At 60.6% G+C, this 12,863-nt stretch carries 11 protein-coding genes; 3 read left to right on the top strand and 8 right to left on the bottom strand.

Annotated features, from left to right (window positions below; all coding sequences use genetic code 11):
• The first annotated feature begins 279 nt into the window (after nucleotides 1–279).
• On the top strand, nucleotides 280–867 hold the full coding sequence (locus HU739_RS06815) for a LysE family translocator (RefSeq protein WP_186548057.1): 588 nt from the start codon (nucleotides 280–282) through the stop codon (nucleotides 865–867).
• A 55-nt stretch (nucleotides 868–922) separates the two neighbouring features.
• Here HU739_RS06815 and HU739_RS06810 read toward each other — a convergent pair whose 3' ends face one another.
• The 3 genes from HU739_RS06810 to HU739_RS06800 all read right to left on the bottom strand — a co-directional run bounded on the left by HU739_RS06810 (nucleotide 923) and on the right by HU739_RS06800 (nucleotide 2,775).
• Nucleotides 923–1,756, bottom strand: coding sequence for a helix-turn-helix transcriptional regulator (locus tag HU739_RS06810; RefSeq protein WP_186548054.1), 834 nt, complete (start codon nucleotides 1,754–1,756; stop codon nucleotides 923–925).
• Nucleotides 1,757–1,790: 34 nt separating this feature from the next.
• A complete protein-coding gene (locus HU739_RS06805) occupies nucleotides 1,791–2,294 on the bottom strand; it encodes a VOC family protein (RefSeq protein WP_186548052.1) in 504 nt (167 codons plus the stop codon).
• Between the two features lie 127 nt (nucleotides 2,295–2,421).
• Nucleotides 2,422–2,775, bottom strand: a complete 354-nt coding sequence (locus HU739_RS06800; protein ID WP_186548050.1) for a DUF6124 family protein — start codon at nucleotides 2,773–2,775, stop codon at nucleotides 2,422–2,424.
• 390 nt (nucleotides 2,776–3,165) lie between these two features.
• Here HU739_RS06800 and HU739_RS06795 point away from each other — a divergent pair, with 390 nt between their 5' ends.
• Nucleotides 3,166–3,558 (top strand): GFA family protein, encoded by a 393-nt coding sequence (locus HU739_RS06795; RefSeq protein ID WP_186548048.1) that lies wholly within the window; start codon nucleotides 3,166–3,168, stop codon nucleotides 3,556–3,558.
• Between the two features lie 5 nt (nucleotides 3,559–3,563).
• On the opposite strand, the gene HU739_RS06790 is transcribed toward HU739_RS06795, so the two are convergent.
• On the bottom strand, nucleotides 3,564–6,998 hold the full coding sequence (locus HU739_RS06790; RefSeq protein WP_186548046.1) for a hypothetical protein: 3,435 nt from the start codon (nucleotides 6,996–6,998) through the stop codon (nucleotides 3,564–3,566).
• Nucleotides 6,999–7,188: 190 nt separating this feature from the next.
• On the opposite strand from HU739_RS06790, the gene HU739_RS06785 reads away from it, so the two are divergent.
• Complete coding sequence (locus tag HU739_RS06785; protein WP_186548044.1) at nucleotides 7,189–8,154, top strand: GGDEF domain-containing protein; 966 nt, start codon at nucleotides 7,189–7,191, stop codon at nucleotides 8,152–8,154.
• 186 nt (nucleotides 8,155–8,340) lie between these two features.
• Here HU739_RS06785 and fabI read toward each other — a convergent pair whose 3' ends face one another.
• From fabI to HU739_RS06765, 4 genes are read right to left on the bottom strand one after another with little or no spacing between them, the layout of a single operon-like run.
• A complete protein-coding gene (fabI, locus tag HU739_RS06780; protein ID WP_007906751.1) occupies nucleotides 8,341–9,135 on the bottom strand; it encodes an enoyl-ACP reductase FabI in 795 nt (264 codons plus the stop codon).
• 19 nt (nucleotides 9,136–9,154) lie between these two features.
• Nucleotides 9,155–10,765 (bottom strand): ABC transporter ATP-binding protein, encoded by a 1,611-nt coding sequence (locus tag HU739_RS06775; RefSeq protein WP_186548042.1) that lies wholly within the window; start codon nucleotides 10,763–10,765, stop codon nucleotides 9,155–9,157.
• Between the two features lies 1 nt (nucleotide 10,766).
• Nucleotides 10,767–11,786, bottom strand: a complete 1,020-nt coding sequence (locus HU739_RS06770) for an ABC transporter permease (protein WP_007910587.1) — start codon at nucleotides 11,784–11,786, stop codon at nucleotides 10,767–10,769.
• A 1-nt stretch (nucleotide 11,787) separates the two neighbouring features.
• The gene (locus tag HU739_RS06765) at nucleotides 11,788–12,861 is read right to left on the bottom strand and encodes a microcin C ABC transporter permease YejB (protein WP_186548040.1); all 1,074 of its coding nucleotides are present in this window, start codon (nucleotides 12,859–12,861) and stop codon (nucleotides 11,788–11,790) included.
• Nucleotides 12,862–12,863 lie beyond the last annotated feature (2 nt).

The following is a 12,863-nucleotide window of genomic DNA, read 5'->3' as shown; positions in this document are numbered from 1 at the left end:
CGCGATGGCGTCAGTCCTGACAAATCTGTTGTGACTGACCGAACGCTTTCGCGAGCAGGCTCGCTCCCACAGGTCTTGTGGGGTGTGCGAGACTTGAGTCTCACGCAAAACCCTGTGGGAGCGAGCCCGCTCGCGAAGACGTCAGCCCAGCCAACACTGGGCTGACTGACCCACCGCTCCCTCAGAAGATTCGCATCCTCAGGGTCATTTTCTTCAATACCGCAAATCCCCCGCTGGCTACCGTAGCCACCTCGTTCCTCGTTTTGAAGCAGGTGTGCAATGAGTCTGATTCTTTCCATGGCGGCGTTTGCTCTGGCCGCGTCCATCACTCCCGGACCGGTCAACATCGTCGCGCTGAGCAGTGGCGCGCAATACGGATTTCGCGCCAGTCAGCGGCATGTGGCCGGGGCGACGCTGGGGTTTGTGCTGTTGCTGGTGTTGATGGGGTTGGGGCTGCATCAGGCGCTGGAACTGTGGCCGTTCATGACCCGGGTGGTGCAGTGGGCCGGGGTGGCGTTCTTGCTGTTCATGGCCTGGAAACTCGCCACGGATGAAGGTCAGCTGAACGCCAGCGAGGCAGGCCGGGCGCCATCGATGCTCTATGGCGCTGTCATGCAATGGCTCAACCCCAAGGCCTGGCTGGCCTGCGTCGCAGGCATGGGTGCGTTTGTCGCCGACGGCGAGACGCGGCTGGTCTGGCAGTTTGCGGCGGTGTATCTGGTGATTTGTTATCTGTCGGTGGGCTGCTGGGCCTATGCCGGGACGTTTCTGCGCGGGTACCTGAGCAATGCCGCGGGGATGCGCTGGTTTAATCGGCTGATGGCCTTGTTACTGGCACTCAGCGCGATGTATCTGCTGTTCACCTGATTGAAAGGCCAGTCACAAGCTACTGTGGGAGCGGTGTTTGGCTTCAGATAGGGTATCAGCCGCGATACTGCCCCGGCGTTGCCGCCAGATGTTGCTTGAACGCCCGTTGGAAATGCGCCTGATCGGCAAACCCGGCCTGCAGCGCCACGTCGGCAATCAACTGGCCGCTGCGCAAGCGTTCGCGGGCAAACTGGATGCGCTGGTTGACCACAAACGCATGGGGCGTCATGCCGTAACGCTGCTTGAACGCGCGAATCAGGTAGGACGGCGACAGCTGCGCCGCGGCGCAAATAGCCTCAAGGCTCAGCACCTCGGTGCAGTGTTCTCGGATGAAATCGGCGGCGCGTTCAAGCTTGAAATTCGGCTCAGGGACCGGCTGCTCAACCGGGTTCAGGCGCAACTGCAGATCGCTGAAAAACTCGACCGCCGCACTCTGTTTGTGCAGCACCTCTTGCTGATCGTCGATCAGCGTCTCATACAGGGCCATCAGCCTGCCGAACAGCTCGGCGTCGGCCAGATGCGTATCGGAAAATCGCCGAAACTCCAGCTCAGCCGCAAAGCCCAATTGATGCTGCAGATCCGTCAGCCACGGCGTCTCGACGTACAACATCACATACGACCACGCCTGATCATCGATCGGATTGCAGGCGTGCACATCGCCCGGATTCATCAACACCACGGTGCCCGCCGCCACTTCAAACTGCGCGTGTTCATGCACATACGTGCTGCGCCCGGCGGTGATCGCACCCATCGAAAAGTGCGCATGGGAATGCCGCGCGTAGCAGACGTCGCGGCCATCGGCGATGGCGCGCGCCTCGATGAAGGGCAGGGCGTCGTCGCGCCAGAAGCGCGGGGCTTTTTCGGGATTTCTCGCGGCGGCGTGTTTCATTGTTATCTTCCCGGCAGGTCAGCGTCCGAGTGTATTAGCTCTGGCCATCGAACGCTCGCTGCAGTTCGGCGAGGTCGAGCTTTTTCATCTGGAACATGGCCTGCATCGCCCGTTGCGACTTGCCTGTGTCCGGGTCTTGCAGCATGTGCAGGAACGCCACCGGCAGGATCTGCCACGACACGCCGAACTTGTCTTTGAGCCAGCCACATTGCTGAGCCTCCAGCGGTCCGCCGGCAGACAGGTTGCCCCAGAAATGGTCGATTTCTTCTTGATCCCTGCAATTGACCTGAAACGAGATCGCCTCGTTGAAGGTGAACACCGGTCCGCCGTTGAGCGCGGTAAACGTCTGGCCGTCGAGCTCGAAACTGACGGTCATCACCGCGCCGTCCGGTTGTCCGTGAAATTCCTCGCCGACCTTGCTGTAACGGGTCAGGCCAGTGATTTTCGAATGATCGAAAATCGAGCAGTAAAACGCCGCGGCGGCTTCGGCCTTATCGTCGAACCACAGGCACGGCGTGAGTTTTTGAAGGCGTTGCATGGTGATCATCCCCGGCAGATGAGAGGCTGGACTATCAGCGTAGTCATTTGCGCGCTGGCCGGTGATGCCGTAGATCGGCCCGTCGTGCAAGCGGATATCGCCTGCACGGCGGCGGCATCATTGGCGATTACTGCGGCAAGCGCAGCTTGTCCAGCAAGCGGTTGACCAACAGCTCGTTCAGCATGATCAACTGTTGCAGCGCAAGCAGCGGTCCGCGCGTCGGGCCGCCTAGCGAATTGGCGATATTGCCGGCCATGGCATTGGCCGAAGACAGCGATTCACAGGCCTCGACGAGCAAGGTTTCGTTATCCAGCGACGGATCGACGATGTAGAGCGGGCGAGCCTTGGGCGGTGGCGGCGGGACTTCCAGGGCTTCGGGGGTGAGGTAATAATCGAGGGCGCGGTCGGTGGCTTCCTTGACTTTTTGCGGATCGAGCGCGGGGTCGTGGGGGATTGGCGGGTTGGGGGTGACTTTGAACATGATGAAACTCCTATTGCAGATTCAAGGAGCCATCACCTTCGCTACCAAACGAGGGTGGCGGCCATACGCGGGTTGGTAGACCGGCTGCAATAGGAACCCGGCGCTCGCGAACGAGCCCCACGCATGACCACCATATAAACCGAGCCGAAAAAATGCTCGGCATAAAGGCGTTGCCATACGGCCATTACAGACGGGCTACCAAACCCGATCACTGCTTTTTGTCAGTGACGGACAAACGATATAGCCAACCTCATAGCCGCGTAAGCCGGCGGATTCTGGCGTACGCGTAGGTAACGACGCAAGGTGTTGTAGGCTGGGCGTCGTAACACTGAGTGTCTTTTAAACACCATCAAGAAATTGTGTTTATACAAGGTGCGAAGAAGATCAACCATGAACCCATACACCGGCGGCTGTCTGTGCGGCGATGTCCGTTTTCAAGCCAGCGGCCAGCCTTACCGCGTCGGGCTGTGCCATTGTCTCGATTGCCGCAAATTCCACGGCGCGCTGTTTCATGCCTCGGCGATTTTTCCCGAAGGCGCAGTGACCATCCGCGGCGCAACCGGTGAATACGCCGGGCGACATTTCTGCCCGCGCTGCGGCTCTTCGGTGTTCAATCGAACCGCCGATGAAATCGAAATCAACCTGGGCGCCCTCGACGCGCCGGATCAACTGCAACCCACCTACGAAAGCTGGACCGTACGGCGCGAATCGTGGCTGCCGGCATTTGCGCTGGCCCGGCATTACACCGGCGATCGCGAGGGCACTGGACGCTCTGAGGGCTAAGTTGCCTACGGGTTCAACGCGACCAGCGTCTGATAAAACGTCAGCCAGCGTTCATGGCTCTGGGCTGCTTCTTCCAGGCTGGGGCTTTTTTTCAGTCGCAGCAGGGCCTTGGGTTCGTAGACATCGAACAGTTGCTTGACGGCTGTGCGGGCGATGGCCTCGATGCGCGGCGAGGTGAATGTTGCCGGTATGGCTTTGACGGTCGCGTCGGCCAGCGGCGCCCCTTGCAGGGGCAGTGACTTGAGCAGGCCGCGACAGGTGCTCTGGCTTCTGGGCGGCCAACCCTTTAAATAGGCCCGAGCGTCAAAGGGCAGCGTGCGCGGAACACTGTCGCTGTCGATCGGTAGCAGCGACGGCTGGATGTCGCGGCGTAAGACAATGCATGTGTCGCGCAGGCTCACTTCATACACTCGGTGCGGCGTGCCAGTGCAGGAGACGATGATTGCGAAGGGGCCGACGGGTACATTCCACTCTGCACCGGCGGCGGGCTCGACGAAATCATCTGGCACTGGGTGCACGCTGAAAAGCTTCAGTTCGCCAAGTTCCAGATCGAGTCGTTGTGCAAGCGGCCGCTGGCAGAACAGCTCCTTGATCATCGCAATGAGCGCCGCTTCCATGCGCCTCAACCGGGTTGCCAGCAATGGCCGAAATTGCTCGGTAACGGCGCTTAGTCGCGGCAACCCGGATTTCAGCTGCGCCAGATCCAGTTGAGGCTGAATGCACTGCCAGTCTTGCAAACCGGGCTGCAACTGATTGGCGATGTGCAGCTCGACCAGCGAGTACAAAGGGCCTGTCTCTACGGCAGGTGTCGGCAGGCTCGGGTCGGGATTTTCGGTGATCCGCTGATGCAGGCATTTGTTTTCCAGATAGGGATTATCACTGAACACCTTGCGCAGGTCGGCCAAGGCAACGGTATACGGCGTCGGCAAGGGTCGATCAAAGGCCAGATGCCGCTTATTGAAAAGCTCCTGGCTGTGTTTGACGAACGCAACGCCGCCCCGGCTCAGGGTGGCTGCGTCGTCCGGCCGGGTTCGCGGATAGCCGTCCATCAGGCCGCGGGCAACGGCCCAATCGACCTGTACGCCATGTTCCGAGCTTTGCACCCGGGTATCCCCGACGGCGGGGAGCACCGGGTGCATGGTCAGGGTCATCAGTTCGGTGTAAGTCATCAATCGGCTGATGGCGGGCGCGTATTTTTCCAGATAGGTGACTATTTGCGTCAGCTTGACCGACGGGTAGCCACTCAGGTAGGCAATCGATTCGGGGATGTCTCGCACCAGAAACACGGGTGCTATGCCTGATAGCAGCAAGTGGGTCGCCAGGGTTTTTTGCTTGATCCGAGTCAAGGCAAACTGCTGGGTAAGGAAGCGGCGCACTTCGGTAAACGACTCGCCCCAGAAAAAACTGTCGTCCAGCGACTGATCCAGCACCTTGTTCGGTTGTCGACCGGCTTGCGGATCGAGGCTGAGGATCAGCGCGGTTATCACCAGACGCTCACGGTTGATGGGCCGTAGCTCCCTGCGGCCGGTGAGTTCCGGCGGCATCGAGTCAAGTAAATAGTTACCCAGCTTGCGCGCGCGTGGGGTGGTGAGGATCTGGTTGAGCATTGCGTCGATTTTCGCCGGGGTGACGCTTGCCTCGAGTTCACCCGCGACGCTGTCGCACAGGTAGTCGATGAGCGGTTCGCTGATGTTGGTCATGAACGCCTGGGTGAGGCCGACGATCAATTGGCGTTGGCTCGTGGAAAGCTTTTTCGCCTGACTGCCGGGGCGCCCCAGCAGGTACCAGTGATGCATCGAGGCGGGGGTCATCAATTGCGAAGGTTTTACCCATAGCGCAGTGGCCCGCGCCTCCCCTGCATTGGCCGGCAGCGGAATCTCATAGAACGTCAGCATTTGCGCAAGGCTTGCGCGGCCATCGGTGCGCAGGGTGCCTCCCGCCGCCAGCGCCAGGGGCTTGAGTGCGTTGATCAGTGGCTGCAACTTGGGCTGGTCTGCCACCGGTAGCGTCAGGCGGGTGCCGTTGTGATCCGACGCAATGGCATAAAGCTCGCCTGTGGCATCCAACGCCAGGCGGCTGTGCGGCGATAATCGCTTGCGTTTGAGCAGGCGCTGGATTTTCGCGTTGCCGCGTAATTGCAACAGCTGTGGCTGGCCCTCGGCGATGGCCCGACTCAGCGCGGACCCGGTCTCGGGACGGCTGGCCTGCTCAAGCGAAATGTTTTCCTGGTCATCGCGCCGGGCACTGAGTTCCAGAAGGCTGCGGGTCATGTGCCGACAGTCTTCGGTATCGGCGAATGCTTGCTGCCAGCCCTGAATCGATTGGCGGGCCCGGAGGAAGTCACTGACGCTGGGCAATGCTTTCCAGGTTTTCTGCCGCAGTTGGCTGACCCGTTCCCAGGCAGCGGCGAGGCTATCGGGCATGTCAAAGCCGTAGCCTTCGAGTAGCTGATCCAGGCTGAAGAAATAGTCACTGCAAACGTCTGCACCGAGGGCTTCTGCTGCCGCGCCGAGAGCGTCCAGCAGGGATGGTGGCACGGTGCTGGTCAGTGACGCGCTGAGGCGTTCGGTCAGTGTGCCGTCGCTGGCGATCAGGAAGAACTTCTGTTGCCGTGCCGAATAGCGATAACGGGTAAACGACGCGGTCTCACCAGCGGCGGCAGTGAACGATGGATGCCGGGTAACTGCGAGGAGGGCTTGTGTGGCGCGCTGCATCGCCGCCGCGAAGAAAGAGCCGTCGCTCAGGCGCACGCGGGTTTCGCCGAGTTTCAGGCGATCATAGGGCAGGCTTTGCTGCTCACGGGTATTGATCGATATCTCCAGTGCGTCAGCGATGGCGCAAAGGTCCCGAGACTGGGCGTTGCGCTCGGCCACCAGCGCAGAAGTCGTATGTCCATCGCTGTCCGTGCCGGCAAGACCACTGGCTTTCAACTCGTTGATGATGACCTGGGCCTGCAAGCGATTTTCCGGTTCGGGGTAGCCGTAGAACTCCAGCACAATGCGCCGGGCAATCTCGTACCGCGGGTTGGCGGATTTACCCCCTACGTAAGGCAGGCCCAACCCTGCGGGATCGATGATGCGGGCGATCGCAAGAATAGGCGCTGCCACTTGCCACCAGCCCGAGTTGTCATCCAGGTCGAATGTTCGGGTTTCCCTCGGCCCGTCGCCCAGGGTGCAGGCATGCAGTGTGTTGCCTTTGAGGATGAAGGTGTCCAGGTCGATGTCAAAGGCACTGGCCCATTCGAGAAAGTCCGAGCGCTCCAGGGATTGCCAGTACAACTCGATCCATTCATGCAGCAGGCTCTGCCGGGGAATGCTGATCGCGCGCGGCGTTGTGTCGCCGGGCTTTACAGTGGGGCAGGAGGACAGCTCATCGATGATCGTCTGGATGATCGGGGCGTCGGCTGGGGGCGTGTCGATGGATGATGCGGTTGCGGTCATATGCGCTCCAATAGATGGCAAAGAATGGGCGATCGATTGTCGGAGGCAGTGCCGTCGCGCGTGCGGTAGCTATGTATCGCGTCAAACCCGCCGTGTGCGTTCTGATGTGAGTGGCGTGAACAGTCGGGAACTGTGAACCACGCGCCAATTCGCGCTACGCTGAATGAACGACTGCTGATGGAGTGTGCGAATGCTGGTGCCCGGAAAACCCGCCAATGAAGTTGAAAGAGTTGAAGTGCTGCACCGGCTCAAGCTGCTCGACTCGGCGCCTGAGGAGCGTTTCGACCGCCTGACGCGGCTGGCCAAACGTTTGTTCAATGTGCCGATTGCCTTGGTCACACTGGTTGACAAGGATCGCCAGTGGTTCAAGTCCTGTGTGGGCCTTGATGCCACGCAAACGCCGCGCGATATTTCGTTTTGCGGTCACGCGATCCTGAAAGATGAGTTGATGCTGGTGCCCGACGCCAGCAAGGACGAGCGCTTTCACGATAATCCGCTGGTCACGGGCGCACCGAACATTCGCTTTTATGCCGGCTATCCGTTGACCGTGCCCCACGGCAACAAGCTGGGCACCTTGTGCCTGATCGACACCAGGCCGCGTGAGCTTGACGAGGAAGAACGCGCGCTGCTGCGTGACCTGGCGCAGATGGCCGAGCAGGAACTGACGGCCGTGCAGATCGCGAGCATGGACGAGCTGACCCTGCTGTCCAATCGCCGGGGTTTCAAACAGCTCGCCCAGCATGCGCTGGACGCCTGTGCGCGATTGAAGCGGCCGGTAACGCTGCTGTTTTTTGATCTCAACGACTTCAAGCAGATCAACGACCTCTATGGCCACGCCGAGGGCGACCACGCGCTGAAAACCTTTGCCGATGTGTTACGCATCGCTTTTCGCGAAAGTGATGTGGTCGGGCGGCTGGGCGGCGATGAATTCGTCGCGCTGCTGACCGGCACCAGCCATGTCGAAACCGCGGCGATCATGGCGCGGCTCGAGGAAATTCTTGCTGAGCGCAATGCCACCCTGGACCGCGGTTATGCGATTCGCTTCAGTGTCGGCCAGATTGAATATGATCCGGCGCGCCATGAGTCGGTGGATCGGCTGCTGGCGGATGCGGATGGCGCGATGTATGCGCACAAACAAGCCCTGAAGCGGCGCTAGCGAAGGCACCGCAGCGCCTTTGTAGGAGTGAGCCTGCTCGCGATTGCGGTGTGTCGGTCAACAACAGTGTTGAATGGACGACCCCTATCGCGAGCAGGCTCGCTCCTACAGGGGATTTGTGTCGTGGCGGGAATGCGGGCAATAAAAAACCGCCGGAAGAGGCGGTTTTTTATGGCTACACGAAGATCACTCTTCGATGTTGCCCATCGCAGTGGTGTTGAAACCGCCGTCGACGTACATGATTTCACCGCTGATGCCCGACGCCAGGTCGGAGCACAGGAAGGCGCCGGCGTTGCCGACTTCGTCGATGGTGACGTTGCGGCGCAGCGGAGTTTGCGCTTCGTTGGCGGCCAGCATCTTGCGGAAGTTCTTGATGCCGGAGGCGGCCAGGGTGCGGATCGGACCAGCCGAGACGCAGTTGACGCGGGTGCCGTCCGGGCCCAGGGAGCCGGCCAGGTAACGCACGCCGGCTTCCAGCGAAGCTTTGGCCATGCCCATTACGTTGTAGTTCGGCATGGTGCGCTCGGCGCCCAGGTACGACAGGGTCAGCAGGCTGCCGTTGCGGCCTTTCATCATTTCGCGACCGGCCTTGGCCAGGGCGACGAAGCTGTAGGCGCTGATGTCGTGAGCGATGCGGAAACCTTCACGGGTGGTGGCTTCAGTGAAGTCGCCGTCCAGTTGGTCGCCCGGGGCGAAGCCGACGGAGTGCACGATGCAGTCCAGGCCGTCCCACTTCTTGCTCAGCGCTTCAAAGACCTTGGCGATTTCTTCATCGCTGGCCACGTCGCACGGGAAGCACAGCTCAGGGCTCGAGCCCCAGCCTTGTGCGAACTCTTCGACACGACCCTTGAGTTTGTCGTTCTGATAAGTGAAGGCAAGCTCAGCGCCCTCGCGATGCATGGCGGCAGCGATGCCGGATGCGATGGACAGCTTGCTGGCGACACCGACGATCAGTACGCGCTTACCGGCGAGAAAACCCATGTGTTGCTCCTCTTTCAGGTTATTGCGCAGTGGCTGGTGCCAGAAAAGCGGCTTCCAGCAACTGCTGTGTATACGGATGTTGGGGGGCGGCAAAGATACTTTGCGCGTCTCCCTGTTCGACCACTTGGCCATGCTTGACCACCATCAACTGGTGGCTCAGCGCTTTGACGACAGCCAGGTCATGGCTGATGAACAAATACGTCAGGTTGTACTTGGCTTGCAGTGAACGCAACAGCTCCACCACTTGCCGCTGTACCGTGCGGTCGAGGGCCGACGTCGGCTCGTCCAGCAGGATCAGCGCCGGTTTCAGCACCAGGGCCCGGGCAATGGCAATTCGCTGCCGCTGCCCACCGGAAAATTCGTGGGGGTAGCGATGCCGGGTTTCCGGATCCAGACCTACCTCCTTCAATGCCGCAATAATTGCCGCTTCCTGTTCGGCGGCGGTGCCCATCTTGTGAATCCGCAGGCCTTCGCCAACGATGTCATTGACGCACATCCGTGGGCTCAGGCTGCCAAACGGGTCCTGAAACACCACCTGCATCTCCCGGCGCAACGGCCGGACCTCGTTCTGCGTCAGGCAGTCTAGCTGCTTGCCTTCAAAGCGGATCGCGCCTTTGCTGCCAATCAGCCGCAAAATCGCCAAACCCAGGGTGGACTTGCCGGAACCGCTTTCACCCACAATCCCCAGGGTCTGACCCTGAGGCAGGCTGAAATTGATGCCGTCCACTGCCTTGACGTAATCCACCGTGCGCTTGAGCAGGCCTTTCTTGATCGGGAACCAGACTTTCAGGTCCTCGACTTCGAGCAGCGGCGCGCCGATTTCATTGCTCGCCGGGCCGCCGCTGGGCTCCGCGCCGAGCAATTCCCGAGTGTACGGATGCTGTGGCGAACGGAACAGCTCTGCGCACGATGCCTGTTCGACGATGCAACCGCGCTGCATGACACATACGCGATGCGCAATTCTTCGCACCAGGTTCAAATCGTGACTGATCAGTAGCAGCGACATGCCCAGGCGAGCCTGAAGTTCCTTGAGCAAATCGAGGATTTTCAGCTGAACGGTCACGTCCAGCGCGGTGGTCGGCTCGTCGGCAATCAACAATTCCGGCTCGTTGGCCAGCGCCATGGCGATCATCACTCGCTGACGCTGACCGCCGGACAATTCGTGGGGCAGGGCCTTGAGGCGTTTGTGCGGCTCGGGGATGCCGACCATCTCCAGCAGCTCCAGCGTGCGCCTGGTCGCGACTTTGCCGCTGAGGCCCTTGTGGATACCGAGCACTTCGTTGATTTGCTTTTCGATCGAGTGCAGCGGATTGAGCGAGGTCATCGGCTCCTGGAAAATCATCGCGATGCGGTTGCCGCGAATATGGCGCAGGGTCTTTTCGCTCAAATCCAGCAGGTTTTGCCCGGCGTAATTGATGCTGCCGGCTGGATGGCGGGCGATCGGGTAGGGCAGTAAACGCAGGATCGAATGTGCCGTCACCGATTTGCCCGAGCCGGATTCGCCGACCAGCGCCAGGGTTTCACCGCGCTTGATGTCGAAGCTCACACCCTCGACCACGCGGTGCACGCGCTCGCCGAAACCGAACTCGACGGCGAGGTCGCGCACTTCGATCAGATTGTCCTGATTCATTTCACTTCCTCGGGTCGAAGGCATCGCGAGCAGACTCGCCGATAAACACCAGCAAACTCAACATCAGCGCCAGCACGGCAAACGCGCTCATGCCCAGCCACGGCGCTTGCAGGTTGGATTTGCCTTGGGCGACCAGTTCGCCCAGCGACGGGCTGCCGGCCGGCAAGCCGAAGCCGAGGAAGTCCAGCGCAGTGAGCGTGCCTATGGCGCCGGTGAGGATGAACGGCATGAACGTCATGGTCGAGACCATGGCGTTGGGCAGGATGTGGCGGAACATGATCGCGCCGTTTTGCATGCCCAGCGCCCGGGCGGCGCGCACGTATTCAAGGTTACGACCGCGCAGAAACTCGGCGCGGACCACGTCGACCAGACTCATCCACGAGAACAGCAGCATGATCCCCAGCAGCCACCAGAAGTTCGGCTGGACGAAACTGGCAAGGATGATCAGCAGGTACAGCACCGGCAGCCCTGACCAGATTTCCAGAAAGCGCTGCCCGGCCAGATCGACCCAGCCGCCGTAGAAACCCTGAAGCGCACCGGCAATCACGCCGATGATCGAACTGAGCACGGTCAGGGTCAGGGCGAACAGCACCGAAATGCGGAAACCGTAAATCACCCGCGCCAACACATCGCGGCCCTGATCGTCGGTGCCCAGCAGGTTGTCCGCCGAGGGCGGTGCCGGCGCGGGGACTTTCAGGTCGTAGTTGATGCTCTGGTAGCTGTAGGGAATCGGCGCCCACAACACCCACGCATCCTTGGCCTTGAGCAGTTCGCGGATGTACGGGCTCTTGTAATTGGCTTCCAGCGGGAATTCGCCGCCGAAGGCGGTTTCCGGGTAGCGCTTGATCGCCGGGAAGTACCAGTTGTTGTCGTAGTGCACGACGAGCGGTTTGTCATTGGCGATCAGCTCGGCGCCCAGACTCAGGCCGAACAGGATCAGAAACAGCCACAGCGACCACCAGCCACGCTTGTTGGCCTTGAACAGTTCGAAGCGCCGGCGGTTGAGAGGGGACAGGTTCATCTCAATGCTCCCGGCTTGCGAAGTCGATGCGCGGATCGACCAGGGTGTAGGTGAGGTCGCCGATCAGTTTCACCACCAGCCCGAGCAGGGTGAAGATGAACAGGGTGCCGAACACCACCGGGTAGTCGCGGTTGATCGCCGCTTCAAAACTCATCAGGCCGAGGCCGTCGAGCGAGAAAATCACTTCCACCAGCAACGAGCCGGTAAAGAAAATGCCGATGAATGCCGAAGGGAAACCGGCAATCACCAGCAGCATGGCGTTGCGGAACACGTGGCCGTACAGCACGCGATGGCGGGTCAGGCCTTTGGCTTTGGCGGTGACCACGTACTGTTTGTTGATTTCATCGAGGAAGCTGTTTTTGGTCAGCAGCGTCATGGTCGCGAAGTTGCCGATCACCAGCGCGGTCACCGGCAGCGCCAAGTGCCAGAAGTAGTCGAGAATCTTGCCGCCCAGGCTCAACTCGTCGAAGTTGTTCGACGTCAGGCCGCGCAGCGGAAACCAGTCCAGATAGCTGCCGCCGGCAAATACCACGATCAGCAGGATGGCAAACAGAAACGCCGGGATCGCGTAGCCGATGATGATCGCCGAGCTGGTCCAGACGTCGAAGTGGCTGCCGTGCCGCGTCGCCTTGGCGATCCCCAGCGGGATCGACACCAGGTACATGATCAGCGTGCTCCACAGCCCCAGCGAGATCGATACCGGCATCTTTTCCTTGATCAGGTCGATGACCTTGGCGTCGCGGAAGAAGCTGTCGCCAAAATCCAGCTGCGCGTAGTTCTTGACCATGATCCACAGGCGTTCCGGGGCCGATTTGTCGAACCCGTACATGTGCTCGATTTCCTTGATCAGCGCCGGGTCCAGCCCCTGCGCGCCGCGATAGGAGGAACCTGCTACCGCCACCTCGGCACCGCCGCCGGCAATGCGACTGGTGGCGCCTTCGAAGCCTTCAAGCTTGGCGATCATCTGCTCGACCGGCCCGCCGGGCGCGGCCTGGATGATCACGAAGTTGATCAGCAGAATGCCGAACAGGGTCGGGATGATCAGCAGCAGTCGCCGAAAAATATACGCCAGCATCT

Origin of the sequence: Pseudomonas hamedanensis (assembly GCF_014268595.2) — a bacterium.
Lineage (GTDB): Bacteria > Pseudomonadota > Gammaproteobacteria > Pseudomonadales > Pseudomonadaceae > Aquipseudomonas > Aquipseudomonas hamedanensis.
This window is presented reverse-complemented; position numbering and strand designations above follow the sequence as displayed.